Origin of the sequence: Asaia sp. As-1742, from assembly GCF_011753235.1 — a bacterium.
GTDB classification, from domain to species: Bacteria; Pseudomonadota; Alphaproteobacteria; order Acetobacterales; family Acetobacteraceae; genus Asaia; species Asaia bogorensis_B.
Window position 1 is genome coordinate 136,537 of sequence record NZ_VWWA01000007.1, and the last position, 18,067, is coordinate 154,603.

Sequence of the window (18,067 nt, forward strand, 5' to 3'; positions counted from 1 at the left end):
ATGACCGGTCCCCTATTGCCCGCCAATCTCATTTCGCTTCCCGTTCTTCCTGTCTGTGCAGCCCTGCCCGAGCTTCAGGCCGTGCTCGAGGCCGGACGCAATGCCGTACTGGTTGCGCCGCCCGGCGCAGGCAAGACCACTTTGGTGCCGCTTCATCTTTTACAAGCCCCCTGGCGCAAGGAAGGACGCCTGATCGTCGTCGAGCCGCGGCGTGTTGCCGTGCGTGGGGCGGCCCATCGCATGGCCGCCCTGCTGGGCGAAGCCACAGGCCAGACAGTCGGTTATCGCACGCGTACGGATTCGGCTGTGAGCGCGGCCACCAGAATCGAGGTGGTGACAGAAGGGCTGCTGCTGCGACGCCTGCTGACCGACCCGCTGCTTGAGGGCGTGTCGGCCATTCTGTTCGACGAGGTGCATGAACGCTCGCTCGATCTCGATACAGCGCTTGGTTTCGCACTCGATCTGCAACGCACCATGCGCCCCGAACTCCGTCTTGTTGCCATGTCGGCCACAACGGATGGGCGAGCCTTTACCTCTTTGCTCGATGGCGTCCTGGTCGAGAGCGAAGGCCGCGCCTTTCCGCTGGACATACGTCACGCCAGACGGGACATCGCAGCCCTGCGCGAACTGCCCGATGTCATGGCGCGCACCATACGCAGCCTGCTGGCTGAGGAGGAAGGCGATATTCTGGCCTTTCTGCCCGGTGTCGGCGAAATCAGGCGCTGTGCGGCAGCGCTGGCTGATGCTCCGGCACTGATCGTCCCCCTCTATGGTGAACTCGATACCCGTGAGCAGGATCTGGCCCTCAAACCTGCCGAGAGGCGCAAGGTGGTGCTGTCCACCTCGATTGCAGAAACCTCGCTCACCGTACCCGGCGTCCGTATCGTGGTGGATGGCGGATTTGCCCGTGCGCCGCGTCTCGATGCGGGGTCCGGCCTGTCACGGCTCGAGACCATGCGCATCTCGCGGGCCACGGCGACACAGCGTGCCGGGCGCGCTGGACGCGAGGCACCAGGCATTGCCGTACGTCTGTGGACGGAAGCCACTGGCCGCGCCCTGATTGCCCATGATCTGCCCGAAATCCAGACCAGCGACCTGACCGGCCATTGCCTTGACCTTGCTGCATGGCACGAAGTCATGGGCACACCCCCTGCAGCCGTGCCTTTGCTCGATACACCGCCCGCCGGTGCCTTTCAGGCCGGCTGCGCCCTGCTTACGGCGCTCGGGGCACTGGATGAGGCAGAAAAGATCACGCCGCTGGGCGCTGCCATGGCACGGCTCGGCGCACAGCCCCGTCTGGCTGCGATGATGTGCGCAGCCCGCACCCCACCCGAAAAGGCCACCGCCGCCGCCCTCGCCGCCCTTCTGGAGGAACGCGACCCGCTACGCCCACGCATCGTCCCCGGTCAGCGCAGCCCCTCGGTACCCGCCGATATCCAGACGCGTCTCAGCCTGATCGAGGGTGCCGAGCATCACTCCCATGCCGACCGGGCGAGCCTTGCCCGCATCCGGCAATCCGCCCAGCGCTATCAGAAGCGCCTCGGGCTCAACCAGCGTCTTGCGCCCGACCCCGGCAGCGCGGCGGCCCTGCTTGCCGCCGGCTTTCCCGATCGCGTGGCCATGGCCGCGGGCGAAACGGGACGATATCGCCTGTCGGGGGGAGGATCGGCCCGGCTGAGCGCCATCGACCCATTGGCGCGCGAAACCCTGATCGTCGCCCCTGCCCTTCATGTGCGTACGGCAACCGAAATCTGCCTCGCCGCCCCGCTCGATCTCGATAACCTGCCTGCAACCTTGCTGGCCCGTACGGAAGAACAGGTCGAGACCGCGCTTGATACGACAACCGGCAATGTCATTGCCCGCAGAAGGCTTCGCCTTGGCAATCTGGTGCTGCGCGACCGTTCTGCCCCGGCAAAGCCGGAGGAGGTGCAGGCGCTGCTACTGTCACGCATACGCGCCGATCTGGCTGGCAGCCTCACCTGGTCCGACTCATGCCTGCAATTTCGTGCCCGGCTCGCCCTGGCAAGGGCCCATCTCGATGAGACCCTGCCTGCCGCCGACGACGAAACCCTTGCCGCCACTCTCGATGAATGGCTGCTCCCCTATATCGATGGCATGACGAAGCTCAGCCAGATACAGGCGCTGGATTTGCTGCCCCTCCTGCGGCAACGCCTCGACTATGCCCAGCTCAAACAGCTCAATCAGGCTTTGCCGACGAGCCTCACCCTGCCCGGGGCGCAACCCGCCATCGATTATCGCGATGCAACACCCACAATCTCGGCCCGTGCTCAGGCTTTCTATGGGCTGAAGGAGACACCACGCATCGCCAATGGGCGCATCAAGCTGCAATTTGCCCTGTTGTCACCTGCCGGTCGCCCGCAGGCCATCACTGCCGATATCGCCGCCTTCTGGACCACGGGCTGGGCTGACATGAGACGCGACATGCGTGGTCGTTACCCGAAACACGACTGGCCGGAAAATCCCGCGACAGCCAGCCCGCCCCCGCCCAGACGTCCACGCGACACCTGAGCGCCAGACAGCCTCGCGCGATTCGTCACACAGAACGTGACTATCGAACCACGAAAATGTTACACATGACGCTGTGATACGCGATCCACCTGACGAATCCTGTGATTTGTCCGCACTGGGCTGGTTGAAATCACACGTCGAGACTCTTTCGTAACGAAATCTTGTCTTTCGTATCGAAAATATCTCTCACACCACTTGGGCACGGATCGCCTGGATGATCCGCGTCTGAGAGGCCATCATGCGTTCGACTCACCCGGCAGGCACGTCCGGCACAGCCCTTGAAAACAACACCCACTCAGGGCAGGCGGGGCACCGACGCGTGTTCATCGCGTCCTGCGTGGCAGGTCTGGCGGGTATTCTCTTCGGCTATGATCAGGGCATCATTTCCGCAGCACTGCTGACACTGGGTGACAGCTTCACTCTTGGCACGCTGGGCAAACAGGCTATTGCCGCAGGCATGGTTGCCGGTGCCTTGCTGGGATGCATGGCCGCAGGGCCTCTATCGGACCGACTGGGACGTCGCATGGTGGTCGGGCTGTCGGGGGCGCTGTTCCTGCTTGGCTCTATCGGCTCGGCAATGGCCATGTCCCCTACGGAACTGACGCTGATGCGGCTGCTGCTTGGTCTGGCCGTCGGTGCCGCCAGCCAGATCGTGCCCGTCTATATTGCTGAACTGGCGCCTGCTTCACGACGGGGACGGCTCGTCCTGCTGTTTCAGCTGGCCATCGTTAGCGGCGTCCTTATCAGTTCGCTGATCGGCTGGTGGCTGAGCGGCAGCCCCTTGCTCATCCGACTGCTCGACCGGGGAGGAGACTGGCGCATGATGGTGCTCATCGGTGCCATTCCCGCGCTGATGCTGCTGGTCGGCCTCATTTTCCTGCCCGAAAGCCCGCGCTTTCTGGCCGCAAAGGGCCGACGGGACGAGGCCATCGCGATTTTGCGCAGCCTCCGGGGCCCCGGTGAGGACCCCGAGGCCGAAATGCGCGACATAGAGGGCGCCGCGCAGGAACAGGGGAGCTGGCGCCTGCTTTTCTCACCCCGGCTCCGCCCGGCCCTGATTGCCGGGACCGGCCTTGCCATGTTCAGTCAGGTAACCGGCACAAATGCCGTCCTGACCTATGCCCCGACCATCCTCTCCGGCGCGGGGTTCGACCGTAATTCTGCCCTGCTTATTTCGTTGGCCATCGGCGTGGCCATCACCGTTGCGACGGTATTCGGGTTCTGGGCCGTGGATCACTGGGGGCGTCGTCGCCTCATGCTGCGCGTGCTGCCCGGGTCAATCCTTGCCCTGATCGTTCTGGCTGTCGTGTTCTTCGGCGGCGACCCGCAGGGTATGGGGCGCTTTTTCGCGGTGGCTGGCCTGATTCTGTATGTGCTTTGCACGCTGGGGAGCATCAATGCCTCGCTCTGGCTGGTAGGTGCCGAGGTCTTTCCACTCGCCGTACGCGGCAAGGGCATGGGCCTTGTCACCGTCTCGCACTGGTCTTTCGATCTGCTGATCTCGATGGTGACCCTGTCGATCATCTCGATGATCAGCGTATCGGGCACCTTCCTTCTCTTTGCAGCCCTGACCACTCTGGCCTGGATCTTCATCGAGCGCCGTATTCCCGAAACAAAGGGCCGCTCGCTGGAAGCCATTGAACGCAGTCTGAATGAGGGTGACTTCCTCTCACGGAAGACGACCCACTGAGCGAGAGGCATGAAGGCGACCCGACGGGATGTTACCGTCGCGTTGCCTTACCAGCGCTGCGACAGGGTCACGAATACCGCGCGCCCGGGCGCCCAGGCGCAGGCGACATCGCGGGTACACATGGCCACATATTTGCGATTGGCGATATTGGTGCCGTTGAACTGCACCCGCGTGCGCCCCCGGTCGATATGGGCCTGCAAATCCCATACGAGTTGCGAAGGCACGGAAAACGTGAGGGGAATGGAGCCCGCGGTATTACCCGTGTAGCGCATGCCCGCCCCGAGACCGGCCTGCCAGAGCGCCGAAAAGGCAACATCACGTTTGAGGAACAGCGACGCCATATGGGAGGGAATTGCCACAGGCCGCTGCCCAACCTGCGCTGCCACTGTCGAGCGCATCACACGCGGATCCTGATAGGTAAAGCTTGCGATGAAATCGATCCTGTAGGGCAGACGGCCCACGCCCTCGAACTCGAAGCCGCGTGTTCTCTGCCGTCCGGTCTGCACGCTGAAAGACGAATTGGCCGGATCGGCTGTAAGAACATTATCCTGCACCAGATTGAAGAAATCAGCGGTGAGCATGAAATTGTCCACACCACGCAGGGGTTTGACCGGCTTGTATTTGACACCCGCCTCGATCTGCTTGCCTGTGGTCGGCACGAAGGCCGAACCAGCGAATGTCGTCCCGACCTGGGGCTGGAATGACGTCGCGTAGGAAACATAGGGGTTGAGCCCTATGGAAGACTGATAGACCAGCCCGACCCGCCCCGTGAAAGCGTTGTTGTTTTGCGGTGTCCGCCCGCCGTTGAGATTATTGACCGTCATGCTCTGGGTGAAATCACCGCGGCCTGACAGGGTAAGATACCAGCGCTGCCAGTTGGCCTGTTCCTGCGCATAGATCCCGGTATCTGTTTCCGTCTCGTTTGTGCTCGTGGTGGTGCCATAGCCTGGCCAGGTGATGGCACGATAAACCGGCTTGTAGAGATTAAGCGCGGGGGCTGCGCGCTGGCCGCGGCGATTGGCCAGAAAATCACTACGGAAATCAACGCCTGTCAGGATTTCATGATGAATGCCCCCCGTATGGAAGGTCACTGCCGACCGCGTATCGAGGGTGACGTTGTTGTAATTGCCCTGCTGGTTGAGCGCTGTGCGATTGATGCTCTGTTTATCCGCTGAAAGTGACGAGGTGGTCACGAAACGGTAGAGCACGTCGAGATGCGCGTAACGCATGTTTTGCGTGATGGTCCAGTTGGGCAGGATGTGCCGGACAAAATTATAGCCAACCGCCACCTGACGCTTTGAGTAGACATCATAGTCCGCATCGCTGCTCAGGAAGTTGCGGGCGATCTGGCCCCAGCGCGAGGGCAGAACGGTCCCGACAGCCGGCAGGAATTGCGCCGTCGACCCGGCATCGAGCTGTTCGAAACTGGTGAGCAGGGTGAGCGTGGTTTTCTCATCAGGGCGCCAGCTCAGTGAGGGCGCCACATATATCTCGTTGTTCTTGATATTGCGCGCGTAGGTGTCCGACTTACGTATCAGCCCGTTGAATCGCCAGAGCAGGGTCTTGCGGGCATTGAGCGCGCCGCCGACATCGACCGCACCCTGAACACGCCCGTAGGAACCGGTCTGGAAGTCGATCTCATTGACCTGATCCGGATGCGGACGCTTGCTGACAGCATTGATGATACCCCCAAGCTGCCCCGACCCGTAGAGGGCCGAAGATGCCCCGCGCAAGACATCCATCTCCTCAAGCCCCCAGGGCTCGATGCTGAAACTCTGCGATGTGCTGGCATCAGGGGCACGTGTGCCATCGAGATAGATATCGGGCGTGAACCCGCGGATCGTGCCAAAATAGCCGCGCGGGTCGTCCTTCGACCCGTAATCCGAAACGCCTGCTGCGTAGCGCACAGCCTCGGACAGGCTGCGGGCGTTGAGCACGCTCATACGTTCCTGTGTGATGACCGTGATATTCTGTGGCGTCAGCTCCAGCGGCGTTGAAGTCTTTGTGGCGCTGCTTGCGGCAGCGGGAAGAAAGCCCCCGCGCGTGCCCGCCACACGAATGGTCTCGTGAACGCCCTGATGATCTCCCTCATGAGCTCCTTTAGCGGACTGAGCTTTTCCTGCCCGAGATGGCGCGGCTGGCTGTGCAAGTGTGATCCTGTTCTGCCCCGCCCCTTCATGAAGGGGCGACGCCTTCTCCGGCAGGGTTTGGCGTTCCTGAGCGAGCGCACCCGGCACCATTGCCGCCGAAAGGAGTGAGGACAGACACAAGGCGGCACGCAGGGAAACGGACATCAATCTACCGAAACAGACAAACAGGGAAACAAATGAGAACGTTTCTCATTTGCATTGAGGTTTCCTTAGAAACCGCCAGCCTGCCTGTCAATCAAGGCGATCCGGATCCAACCGCCCTTGTGGCGGCGACGACACGTTTCGATCTCAGACCGTGTCATATCTACGCATCGGGCTCACGCCCCGGGGGGACTGAGCGACGAAGTGGCTGCCTTTGACTAAGCGGCATTGCCTGTCGCATCCGTCATGGCAAAGCCTGACGCATCTCGCCATGAGACGATCGAATGATCCGGCTCCCTGATGACGACGCGTTTTACATACCGGCAGCGCACGCAATCAGACCGGACGCGTGGACTCCGGTGCAATGTCACGCAGACGATCCAGCAGGGCTACGAGCGGATGATCGAGCTGTGCCCCGCGGAAGCGCTTGACCTGACTACGGCACGAATAACCACTGGCCAACACACGTTTTCCACCCTGTCTGTCCAGATGCGGCCCCCAGGACTGCTCGAAAATCACGCGGGACGTTTCCACATTGCGCGCTTCGTGACCGAAGGTGCCGGACATGCCGCAGCACCCTGTCTTTTCCAGCTGCAAACCAAGGCCCAGCCGCGCAAACAGGGCCTGCCAGTCTGCACCCGAACCCGTCAGGGCTGTCTTTTCCGTGCAGTGGCCAAGGAACACGAAACCGGCCGCTGCTTGTGGAGCGTCCTGTATCCGGGGCAAGGCATGCAACAGAAACTCCTGAGGCAGTTGCACCTCAGGCAGAGCCTCAAGCCCGGCAATCTTGCGGTATTCCTGACGGTAGATCAGCGTCATGGCAGGATCGAGCCCGACAATCGGCACCCCGAACGAGGCCAGTACGCGCAGCCATGCGGTATTGCGACGCGCCTGTCGGGCAAACAACCCCAGAAAGCCATGCACATGCAGCGGCTTGCCGCAGGCCAGACTCTCGGCAAGATAGACCCTGTAACCGCAGCGCGCCGCCAGCTCGATAAACGCCTCGACAAGGTGCGCCTCGAAATGACGGGTGAACAGGTCCGGCATCAGAATGACAGACCGTGCCCTCTCTGCCTCGGTCAGGGCCACCAGACGCTCTGGTGTGGCAGGCTGCACATGCCAGCGACGGCAGGTTTCTGCCAGTCCGCTGCGTGAGAGGGGCGGCATATCGACAAGACCAAGCAGGGTTTTGCCCAGCGCGGCCATCGGCTTCAGGCCGACCACGGCATTATAGAGACGCCTCATACGCGCCATGAGTGGCAGGGTATATTCGATCAACCCCACGACATAATCGCGCAGCGGGCGGGCATAGCGCTGGTGGTACAGATTGAGAAAGCGGGAGCGGAAATCAGGCACGTCGACCTTGACCGGGCATTGGCTGGTGCAGGATTTGCAGGCCAGACAGGTGGCGAGGCTGTCATAGAGCTGATGCGAAAAATCGACCGGCGTATTCTGCCGGCTTCGAAACTGCGCCGAGACGCGACTGAGCAGGCTTGGCGCGTGCGCTTCCAGCGCCGCCGTATCCACACCCGCGCCAGCCTGCAGGCGCAGCCACTCGCGCATGAGCGAGGCGCGCCCCTTGGGAGAGAAACGCCGGTCACGCGTTGCCTTCCAGGACGGGCACATCGGATCGTCCTGATCGTAATTGAAGCATGCGCCATTGCCGTTGCAATGCAGCGCCGTGCCGTAACCCTGCCAGACCGGATCGGGAATCTGTCGATCCTGCGCCCCGCGCATCGGCACGTCATCAACACGCAAAAGCGGTGCTGAAGCGCCCGGAGGGGCCGCGATCTTGCCGGGATTGAGCTGGTTATGCGGGTCGAACACTCCCTTGATCTGTTCAAGGCAGGGATAAAGCGGGCCGAACACATCCGGCACATATTCCGACCGCACCCCCTTGCCATGCTCTCCCCACAGCAACCCGCCATAACGGCGTGTCAGACGATGCACGGCGTCACTCAGGGGGCGAATCAGCGCAGCATCATCGGGGTTGCGCATGTCGAGCAGGGGGCGGACATGCAGCACGCCGGCATCCACATGGCCGAACATGCCGTAATCCAGCCCATGCCCATCGAGAAGCGCCCGGAACTCGGCAATGAAATCCGCCAGTTTTTCCGGCGGCACAGCGGTATCCTCAACGAAGGGCTGGGGCCGCGCCTCCCCCTGCACATTGCCGAGCAAACCCACAGCGCGCTTGCGCATGGCATAGACCTGCGAAACTGCCGCGCGGCCTACAGCCAGCGTATGGCCACGGCGACGTACCGTCTGATCCTGCCGCAGATGCTCCAGGAAGCCCTGGGCCTGTCTTCCGAGTTCAGCCTCATCATGACCGGCAAACTCGACCAGATTGAGCCCCTTCGCAGGGCCGGCCTCATCCTGCGGGAAATAGCTCTCGACCGAGCTCCAGACAAAATCCTGCATGGCAAGGCCAAGCACTTTTGAATCGATGGTCTCGATGGAAAGCGGCTTGAGCCCGATCAGCGCCCGCGCGTCGCGCAGTGCATCCATGAAGCTGTCGTAGCGGATATTGACCAGGATACTATACGGCGGAATGGCCAGCAGATTGAGTTTCGCTTCGGCCAGAAATCCGAGTGTCCCTTCCGATCCACAGAGCAGGCAGGTCAGATCGAACTGTCCGGCCTCGTTGCGCAGATGACGCAGATCATAGCCGGTCAGACAGCGGTTGAGTTTGGGGAACACCTTCTCGATCGTGTCGCGCTCACGATCATGGATCGACGCCACGCAATCATGAATCTGCGCCACGCGGGAATGACCCTGACGGCGCACCGCCAGCTCGCTTTCATCGAGCGGTGACGTGTCGAGCACGTCGCCCCCCACAAGCACGGCCGTAACACCGAGCACATGGTCGCGTGTCTTGCCATAGGTGCAGCTTCCCTGCCCACTGGCATCGGTGCTGATCATGCCGCCGATCGTGGCACGGTTGGATGTCGAGAGTTCGGGGGCGAAGAACAGCCCATGACGGGCAATGGCCGCATTGAGCTGGTCCTTCACCACGCCGGGCTGAACCCTCACCCATTTCTCCTCGACATTGATTTCGAGGATAGCGTTCATGTGTCGGGACAGGTCGACCACGATACCATCGGTGAGGGACTGGCCATTCGTGCCCGTTCCGCCGCCACGCGGTGCAATGGTGATACCGCGCCAGACGGGCTCGCCCGCAAGCCGGGCCAGCACGACCAGATCCTGCCTGTGCCGAGGAAAGACCACCGCCTCGGGGTGACGTTGATAGATGGAATTATCGGTCGCATGGACCAGACGCGTGTCATGCGTCGTGCCGATCTCGCCCTCGAACCCCTGCTGACGCAGTGCCGTGAGGAAAGCGGCATGATCTGCCGCATTGCCTGGGGTCTTGTCGAGAACAGCAATCATGGTCATGGCCGGTCATCCATCACGAGGGCACGCGCTGGCACTGGATTAGCCTGAACCACCTTGAAACGATAGTGACGCCACCTTCATCACCGATGGCTGCCAGAATGGACCGCCACCGATGATGCCCTGCTCAGGAGCGTGTCAGAACCACCAGCGCCCGCCTTTCCTGCGCGATCCCTGAGCGCAGATGCCCGTGAGCACAGAGCGCCTCGCCTTCATGCTCCAGATACATCGCCTGATTGATGATCGGCGCCGAAGCCGCCGCAGTCTGACGCAGCGTGCGATGCACCTTGCGCGCCAGGGTACGGCAATAGTCCAGCGTATCGCTGGTGACAGCCATAGGCACGGCCTCATGCACGGGCGCCGTGCTGGCGCCCGGTATGGCATCGGCTCTGGCAGCGCCAGGCAACCCGACCGCGCAGGTCAGGCAAAAAAGCGCAAAGGCTGTATGGGTCATATAACCCGTACTAATTCAGTCCGTATTGCGCTCTCATGGGCTGCGAATGAAGACTTGTTTATGTAGTCAGTTTTTGGACCGGGCGTGTCAAAACAGCCCACAACGCCCGCTCTGTCGGCCTTTCAGCCCAGCCCGTTTTCCTCTACCGGCAGGCTGAGCACGACACGAAGCCCCCGCTGCAGGGGCTCGAGCGCCAATGCGCCGCCGTGTAGCTGCGCGACAGCCTGCACCAGCGACAGACCCAGACCGGCACCCGGTGTATTGCGCGCCTGATCGGCACGAAAGAACCGCTCGGAGGCGCGCAGCAGATCTTCTGCAGACATGCCCGGGCCTTCATCAGTCACGCTGATACGGACCAGATTACCGGAGACGCTGGCCCGTAGCGTAACCGTCGTTTCCGCAGGCGAAAACTTTATGGCATTGTCGATCATATTGGCCACGGCCTGCTGGATCAGGCGGGCGTCACCATGAAAGAGCAGGCGCGGCGGCAGATCGCACGCAATCTGCAGCCCGGCATCCTCGGCTGTCGCCTCATAGAGCTCGGCAATATCCTGCAACGGCCTGATGAGATCGGTCGTCTCGAAAGCCGCGCGGCGGGCACCAGCCTCGATCTGGGCAATGCGCATCAGCGCATCGAAGACCGCCGTGACATGATCCAGATCGGCCACGGCGCGATAGATGGCGTCATGCATCTCTTCGGTCGAGCGCGCATGAAGAGCGGCGTCTTCCAGACGATTACGCGCACGCGTGATCGGTGTGCGCAGATCATGGGCGATGGAGTTGGAAACCTGCTTCACGCCTTCCATGAGCTTGGAAATGCGATCGAGCATACGGTTGATTGAATGGGCAACGAGATCGACATCGTTACCCACCAGAGGCATGCGCTGACGCATGTCACCATTGGCCAGCGCCGTGGTGGTACGGGCTATGGAGCTCAGGATACGACTGAAGATACCGCGCACAACCCATGCCCCACCAATGGCGAGCGCAGTCACCATGAGCCATGACCACAGGAAGGTTTCAGTCAGCACGCGGCGAAGGATATCCCGCCCCCTGATATCGCGGCCCACCAGCAATTGCAGGCCACCCGGCAGGACATAGGCATGCATGGCGGCTGAGGTCGTATTGCCGGCCCGACTGATCTTGAGGGTGTAAAAGCGATCGGCCCGTTGTACCGCTTCGGGCCATGAGGGCATATTGCCAGCCAGCCTCTGGCCGCCCGGTGTGATCAGCAGATAGAGATCCTGATCCTCGACATCCTGATCGAGCCTGTCCTGAATGGCCCGTTGCAGGCTGGAAAGACCACCCTGCATCCAGCGTTCTGCCAGACCATGCGCGTCGGCATCGACAGCCTGCCCCACCTCGCGCTCGAGCGCGCCGATGGTGTGCCACCACAGAAAGGTCAGGAAAAGTGTAGCGGAAAGGGCAAAAACCAGCCCATAGCCCAATGAGAAGCCCAGCCCGGCTGAACGAAACCGCCAGGCGCGCTTCCACCAGACGCGAAGCAGGGGAAAGCGCGACAGGCTGAACCTCATGGAGCTATATCATCCTGCTTAATTGGCGCGCAGGATGTAACCTGCATTGCGGATCGTATGGATCAGCGCGGTTTCAAAAGGCTTGTCAACTTTCTGGCGCAGGCGTGACACATGCACATCGATCACGTTCGTCTGCGGGTCGAAGTGATAGTCCCACACGCGCTCGAGCAGCATGGTGCGTGTTACGACCTGACCGGCGTGACGCATCAAGAATTCGAGCAGACGGAATTCGCGCGGCTGCAGATCGATCTTCTCTTCACCGCGCTTAACGGTGCGCGAAAGAAGATCCATTTCCAGATCGGCTACGACAAGCTTGGTCTGCGGCGCCTGTTCGGCACTTCCGCGACGGGCCAGGGCCTCGACACGAGCCAGAAGCTCAGAAAAGGCGAACGGCTTGGTCATGTAGTCGTCGCCACCAGCCTTCAGGCCGGCGACGCGCTCATCCACATCGGCGAGCGCCGAGAGAAGCAGCACGGGCGTAGCGTTGTTCTGGGCACGAAGCGTTTCCAGAATACGCAGACCATCGATGCCTCCGGGCAGCATCCGGTCGAGAATAACGATATCGAAATTCTCGCTGACCGCCAGAAAGAGACCGTCCTTGCCGTTATCGGCCTCCTCGACGAGATGCCCGGTTTCCTTCAGTCCCTTCACGATGAAGCTCCTGACGGTAGGATCATCCTCGACAAGCAGAATACGCATGATCAGTCCTTGGCTTTGGCGGGGGCCATGACGGGCAGGATCGCCCGCCCCTCACTTTGCAGTGACCTCATTATCTTTCAGTTACGCGCCAGAAGAAAGGGCGAAGAATACAATGTCCGCTCATTCATCGGCATCTGCCGGACGTTTCCCGATAGGAAGTGTCACTGTCACGGTCTTGCCCTTGCGTATTACCGTGAAAGTCACGGAATTGCCCGGTTTTCCCGCTGCGACAATACGCAGCAAGGCACGACCATTCTCGACTGGCGCGTTATTGATGGCAGTGATCTTGTCACCCTTCATCAGGCCGCCCTTTTGAGCCGGGCCATTACGATCGACATCCACGAGCACGACAGAGCCGTCACCGTCATCGAGCGTGACACCCAGCCAGCCATGATCGACGTGGCCTGTGCGGCGTATCTCTTCCACGATGGGGGCCACAATTTCCGATGGAATACCAAAGCCGATCCCGACCGAGCCCCCGGCAGGCGAAACCATGGCCGCATTCACCGCGACGACCTGGCCTCTCATGTTGAAGGCAGGACCGCCGGAATTGCCTGGATTGATGGGCGCATCCAGCTGCAGGAAATCATCGAGAGAACCCGCCCCCAGATCACGCCCGCGCGCCGAGACGATACCGGCGCTGACCGACGAGCCGAACCCGAACGGGTTGCCCGCAACCAGAATCCAGTCACCCACATTCACCTTATGGCTGTCTCCCCAGGTCACATAGGGCAGCGGCTTGGGTGATTCGACCTTGATGACTGCAATGTCGGTAAGAGCATCAACTCCCACAAGCTTTGCTGGGAGTTCCTGCCCGTTTGAAAGTGACACCGTGACGTTATCGGCATCACCAACCACGTGATCATTCGTCACGATGATACCGGACGGATCGATGATAAACCCTGAACCAGCGCCAAGAATCTCTTCCTGATGACGCTGCATTTTCTCACGATACCGCTTTTCGAGGGGGGTCCCCTTGATCTGGGCAGGCACCTTGCCCCCGCCTTCCGAGCTTATCTGTGTAATGGCAATGTTGACGACAGCCGGAATGACACGCTGCACCAGCGGTGCAAAAGAGAGTGGCCCCGACTGCACAAGCACGGGGGGTAAGGCGGGCGTGCCGTCCGGTACCGCCGCCTGGACCGGAATCTTCACCGCGCTGGCGGGTGGCACAGCGGGAATAGCCGGATGGCTCGGTTGCGGCGGCGGGTGCGGCAGGAATTTTTCCAGGAACGCCGGCAAGGCATAGGCCCTGTCAATGCCAAACCCGGCCAGAACGAGGAGGAGGAGAGCTTTGCGCATCAACAAACCACAGGCAGGGCAATATTCAGGGTCATGACAGCACGATAGCGCAGAAATGAAATGATTCCATCTCTCTTGCATCTTTACCCGCAACAACACGCCGCCATCCGGAAATGCCGATCCTGTGCATCAAGACCGGAGGACAGGATTGTCATTCTCCCGCGCCTTTGGCAGGACGAAAGGACGGCCATATTGTTGTGCCATGAGGCAGATTTTATCGGGGATCACAGATGATTAGCGACTTCATATTCGGGCGCGTCCTGATCATCGGAGACCTGCTGCTCGACTGCTATATTCATGGCTCGGTCGATCGTATCTCACCAGAGGCACCGGTACCGGTGCTCCTGAGGGCCAAACACAGCAGCGTACCGGGAGGGGCTGCCAATGTGGCCATGAATGCCGCAGCGCTCGGCTGCGCGGTCACGCTCGTCGGGCTTGTGGGGGAGGATGGTTCGGCAAGGGAATTCCGTCGGGCCGTGGGGCGCGAACCCGGCATCGATCTGGGTCATCTGGTTGAGGATCCCGACTGGGTCACCATCACCAAGACACGCGTGCTGAGTGGGCGCCAGCAGATCGTCCGGATCGATGAAGAACCTTCGGTGCTCGTTCCCCCGCCGGTTCAGGAACGTCTGATCGCCGCATCGCTCGCTGCCATGGACCAGGCGGATGTCATGATCTGCTCCGACTACGCCAAAGGCGTGCTGAGCAACGAGGTGCTTCAGGCCATCATTCAGGCAGCCAATCAGCGCGGCATCCCTGTTGTGGTCGACCCCAAGCGACGGGACCTTTCGGTTTACAAAGGCGCACAGCTTATCACGCCCAATCGCAAGGAGCTGGCAGCAGCCACAGGGCTACCGGTCAACAGCGACACCGAAATCCATTTTGCGGCCCTTGCCGCGCAGGAGCAGTTCGGCGGCGATGTTCTTGTGACACGCTCGGAAGAGGGTATGACCCTTCTTGAGCGCAACGGGCGCATGACCCACGCGCATGTTCCGCAATCCGAGGTGTTCGATGTCTCGGGGGCTGGAGACACTGTTGTTGCGACAGTAGCGGCCATGATGTCGGCCGGGGCCGATCTGCGCACGGCCATGGTGATTGCCACCAATGCGGCGGCGATCGTGGTAGGCAAGCTGGGCACTGCGACCGTTTCACGCGCCGAACTCAGCGCTGCCCTCAAATCCAAGATCGACCGTGATGGTGTCATCGCCACTTTGCCCGAGGCTCAGGGCATTATTGAAGCCTGGCGTCGGCATGGTGCGCGCGTGGTCTTTACCAATGGCTGTTTCGATCTGCTCCACCCCGGGCATATCGCGCTGATTCATGCCGCGGCCAGGGAGGGCGACAAGCTGATCGTCGCGCTGAACAGTGATGCTTCGGTACGTCGTCTCAAGGGGGCAGAGCGCCCGTTGCAGGACGAGCGGGCACGCGCAACGGTCATGGGCGCACTGCGCGATGTCGATCTGGTCGTCATTTTCGACGAGGACACGCCCCTTGAAACGATCTGCGCCCTTAGGCCGGATGTCGTGGTCAAAGGTGCTGATTACACCGAAGATCAGGTTGTGGGCGGCGAAGAAGTGAAATCCTGGGGCGGTCGCGTCGTACTGGCCGATCTGGTATCAGGGCGTTCGACAACATCGATCGTTCGCAAGATGAAGGCTGGTCCTCCAGCGACGACGAGCCCGGAACCAGTGAGTTTGAAACCTGAGTGACATGACCCGCGCCAAGCAAGAAACGGCCCCCGCCATTCGGGATCAGTGGCGCGACTGGCTTGTCGGGCAAGCCCTCCCCCTGTGGAGCGAGGCCGGGTTCGATCCGTCACGCGTGCTGTATCACGAACGTCTCGACTGGCAGGCGCGCCCCATCCGGCTCGATGCGTCAAGACTCATGGTTCAGGCGCGGCAGATTGCGACCTATTGCCGCGCTGCCCTGGATGGCGTGTATGCCGCGGGGGATCAGGCGCTCGATTGCCTGGACCGGGTTGAACGGCTCTATCACCGCACCGATGCCCAGCCGGGCTGGGTGTTCTCGATCGACCCGGATGATCGCCCTGCCAGCACGAAACGCGATCTCTACGCCCATGCCTTCATTCTTTTTGCCTGCGGCTGGGCCATACATTATGCGAACCGCCCAAATGACCGGGCTTTGGCGCGCTCCATCGCCGATGAGATTGACCTGATCTTTACGGCAGACAACGGTGGCTTTCTCGACGCAATACCTGATGACGGGACACGACGCAGCCAGAACCCGCACATGCATCTGCTTGAGGCCTATTTGGTCGTCTTTGAGGCAACGGGCGATTCGTTCTACCTTGACAAGGCACGCAACCTTGTCGAACTGGCCCGCGCCCATCTGATCGACACACGGTCGGGGCTGCTCCTCGAATTCTTCGCCCCGGACTGGTCACCCCTTGCCCCGTATGGTGCCAATCAGGTGCAGGCAGGACATCTGTTTGAATGGTCCTGGCTGTTGCGCGATTTCGGTCGTCTGGCAACTGACGCTGAAAACGGGGCTGAGTGGCGCAAACAGACAGCCGCTTCACTTTTCGAGGCCGGCTTCACGCATGGCTGTGATCATCAACGCCGCGTCGTGCTGGACAGCATGAGCGACAGGTATGTGGTCCAGGAGCACTCGGCTCGGATCTGGGCGCAGACCGAGCTGTTGAGACTGCTCTACACCCCGGGACTGACATCCAGGACCGACGAAGCAGAGCCATATGCTGCTGCCTTCCTGCATATTTTTGCCCCTTCGCAGCTTGGCGGAGGTTGGGTCGACCACATCGACGCGCAGAATGGCGCGCTGGTTGACTACATGCCGGCAAGCTCGCTCTATCACATCTATGGCGCAGGGCGCGAAATCATCTCTCGCTGAGTGAGCAGGGGCTTTTCGCCGTCGTGACAGGCTGGCTTCTCGTGAACCAGCCAGCGATCGGAGCCCTGACGCTGCCATCTGCTGGCCGATCTGTCGGCTCACGCAAGAGCTTATTAACCACGCGGATCATCCGAGGCATCCTGGTGAACAAGTTGGATGTCGTTGGCTCTGTTCCTTCAGACTTGAGGCTCGCACGGTCCGTCATTGTGCCCTAGTAGCCTGATATCCATGCGTATCGGCATTTGCCTTCTGACAGGCCAAACTCAAGTGACATCTGCGGTCAATCAGGAATGAGACGAACCGATAAGTTTCTTATGCGCTTTGATCGTTCACCGGGCTGACCCGGCGATCATGCGCACGGCGCTGTCGCCTCTCGGGCCAAACGACACAGGATACGCGTCCTGTCCGACACACCCCAAGGAGAGGACGCATCATGGTCATCCCAGCTTTTCCACCCCCAGAGGCCGAAGAGGTCATTGCCCACGGCAAACCGACCGACAATGAACTGCTCGCCTATTATCGCTCCGAAATCCGGTTCGAGACAGAGACGGTCAATGGCCGCCTGCAGGCGCTGTTAAGTTCGCAAGCCTTTCTGGTCATCGCCTATGCCACGGCGATGACAGGTTCAACAACGCGTTGGGGCGATCGCATGGCGATCCTTATCCCGCCTTTGCTCTCGCTCCTCGGATTCATGCTGACTTTGATGGCTTTGCCGGGTATTCGCGCTGGCTATGCGGCAATCAGCAAATGGAACGAAAAGGAGCAGCACCTGCACAAGCAATGCCCCAACCTTTCGGAGTTCACTCTGGCTAGAAGCGACGAGGATGCTCGCGCGATGAATCACCGTGCGCGTCGTGGTCGCATGTTCGCCCATCAGGCGCCACTGGTCTTTCTCATCGCCTGGTTTATCTTCGCCCTGATCCCGTTCTATCTCTATGGCGGCTTCTGAGGCCCTGCCTGCAAATCTCGATATCGAACGAGGGTATGGGGTTCCAGCTGGAGTTTATGAATTCCAGTAGAACTTATCTCAGATCTCGCACATGTTCTGCGAATGGTTCGTACAGCCCTTGCTCGGGAGAAGGTCTGCCGTAGAGCCCCCTGATGTCTACAAGCAAGAACGATCCTCCTTCATGACGCCGCAATGCCTAGAGGATTTATGACGACCATAGGTCATCTGTACCGAGGATTTGATTATCCTGTGTTTGGGTTGCGCTGATGGCAGTGTTCGTGCCTGTTATGAGGCGGTGGGCGTTTTTGACGCGGGATCAGGGGTTTTGCGTGGCTGCGAACGGAGCGAGCCCTACGC

Annotated in this window: 11 protein-coding genes; 5 read left to right on the forward strand and 6 right to left on the reverse strand. The window is 60.9% G+C overall.

The annotated features are described in order from the left end of the window. A complete protein-coding gene (gene hrpB / locus F3J08_RS11925; protein ID WP_166930178.1) occupies positions 1 to 2,529 on the forward strand; it encodes an ATP-dependent helicase HrpB in 2,529 nt (842 codons plus the stop codon). Positions 2,530 to 2,767: 238 nt separating this feature from the next. Further along, entirely contained in the window at positions 2,768 to 4,219 is a 1,452-nt protein-coding gene (locus F3J08_RS11930) for a sugar porter family MFS transporter (RefSeq protein ID WP_166930180.1), read from the forward strand. Positions 4,220 to 4,266: 47 nt separating this feature from the next. On the opposite strand, the gene F3J08_RS11935 is transcribed toward F3J08_RS11930, so the two are convergent. From F3J08_RS11935 to F3J08_RS11960, 6 genes are all read right to left on the reverse strand, one after another. Next, entirely contained in the window at positions 4,267 to 6,513 is a 2,247-nt protein-coding gene (locus F3J08_RS11935) for a TonB-dependent siderophore receptor (RefSeq protein ID WP_240149317.1), read from the reverse strand. A gap of 333 nt (positions 6,514 to 6,846) precedes the next feature. Beyond that, the gene (locus F3J08_RS11940; RefSeq protein ID WP_240149318.1) at positions 6,847 to 9,906 is read right to left on the reverse strand and encodes an FAD-binding and (Fe-S)-binding domain-containing protein; all 3,060 of its coding nucleotides are present in this window, start codon (positions 9,904 to 9,906) and stop codon (positions 6,847 to 6,849) included. Between the two features lie 124 nt (positions 9,907 to 10,030). Then, the gene (locus tag F3J08_RS11945) at positions 10,031 to 10,357 is read right to left on the reverse strand and encodes a hypothetical protein (RefSeq protein WP_031241686.1); all 327 of its coding nucleotides are present in this window, start codon (positions 10,355 to 10,357) and stop codon (positions 10,031 to 10,033) included. Positions 10,358 to 10,479: 122 nt separating this feature from the next. Next, positions 10,480 to 11,892 (reverse strand): ATP-binding protein, encoded by a 1,413-nt coding sequence (locus F3J08_RS11950; protein ID WP_062165505.1) that lies wholly within the window; start codon positions 11,890 to 11,892, stop codon positions 10,480 to 10,482. 18 nt (positions 11,893 to 11,910) lie between these two features. After that, a complete protein-coding gene (locus F3J08_RS11955; RefSeq protein WP_023979948.1) occupies positions 11,911 to 12,591 on the reverse strand; it encodes a response regulator transcription factor in 681 nt (226 codons plus the stop codon). A 120-nt stretch (positions 12,592 to 12,711) separates the two neighbouring features. Further along, positions 12,712 to 13,893 (reverse strand): S1C family serine protease, encoded by a 1,182-nt coding sequence (locus F3J08_RS11960; protein ID WP_166930182.1) that lies wholly within the window; start codon positions 13,891 to 13,893, stop codon positions 12,712 to 12,714. 230 nt (positions 13,894 to 14,123) lie between these two features. Between F3J08_RS11960 and rfaE1 the strand changes: the two genes are divergently transcribed. The 3 genes from rfaE1 (at position 14,124) to F3J08_RS11975 (ending at position 17,710) form a co-directional block, all read left to right on the forward strand. After that, entirely contained in the window at positions 14,124 to 15,602 is a 1,479-nt protein-coding gene (rfaE1, locus tag F3J08_RS11965; protein ID WP_166930184.1) for a D-glycero-beta-D-manno-heptose-7-phosphate kinase, read from the forward strand. A gap of 1 nt (position 15,603) precedes the next feature. Then, on the forward strand, positions 15,604 to 16,761 hold the full coding sequence (locus tag F3J08_RS11970; protein WP_166930187.1) for an AGE family epimerase/isomerase: 1,158 nt from the start codon (positions 15,604 to 15,606) through the stop codon (positions 16,759 to 16,761). 433 nt (positions 16,762 to 17,194) lie between these two features. Further along, the gene (locus F3J08_RS11975) at positions 17,195 to 17,710 is read left to right on the forward strand and encodes a hypothetical protein (RefSeq protein WP_023979952.1); all 516 of its coding nucleotides are present in this window, start codon (positions 17,195 to 17,197) and stop codon (positions 17,708 to 17,710) included. Positions 17,711 to 18,067: the final 357 nt, after the last annotated feature.

Excerpts from the sequence above, each read along its gene's own strand:
- hrpB (WP_166930178.1), top strand. The coding sequence starts at position 1 with ATGACCGGTCCCCTATTGCCCGCCAATCTCATTTCGCTTCCCGTTCTT.
- F3J08_RS11930 (WP_166930180.1), top strand. The coding sequence starts at position 2,768 with ATGCGTTCGACTCACCCGGCAGGCACGTCCGGCACAGCCCTTGAAAAC.
- F3J08_RS11935 (WP_240149317.1), bottom strand. The coding sequence starts at position 6,513 with ATGTCCGTTTCCCTGCGTGCCGCCTTGTGTCTGTCCTCACTCCTTTCG.
- F3J08_RS11940 (WP_240149318.1), bottom strand. The coding sequence starts at position 9,906 with ATGACCATGATTGCTGTTCTCGACAAGACCCCAGGCAATGCGGCAGAT.
- F3J08_RS11945 (WP_031241686.1), bottom strand. The coding sequence starts at position 10,357 with ATGACCCATACAGCCTTTGCGCTTTTTTGCCTGACCTGCGCGGTCGGG.
- F3J08_RS11950 (WP_062165505.1), bottom strand. The coding sequence starts at position 11,892 with ATGAGGTTCAGCCTGTCGCGCTTTCCCCTGCTTCGCGTCTGGTGGAAG.
- F3J08_RS11955 (WP_023979948.1), bottom strand. The coding sequence starts at position 12,591 with ATGCGTATTCTGCTTGTCGAGGATGATCCTACCGTCAGGAGCTTCATC.
- F3J08_RS11960 (WP_166930182.1), bottom strand. The coding sequence starts at position 13,893 with ATGCGCAAAGCTCTCCTCCTCCTCGTTCTGGCCGGGTTTGGCATTGAC.
- rfaE1 (WP_166930184.1), top strand. The coding sequence starts at position 14,124 with ATGATTAGCGACTTCATATTCGGGCGCGTCCTGATCATCGGAGACCTG.
- F3J08_RS11970 (WP_166930187.1), top strand. The coding sequence starts at position 15,604 with ATGACCCGCGCCAAGCAAGAAACGGCCCCCGCCATTCGGGATCAGTGG.
- F3J08_RS11975 (WP_023979952.1), top strand. The coding sequence starts at position 17,195 with ATGGTCATCCCAGCTTTTCCACCCCCAGAGGCCGAAGAGGTCATTGCC.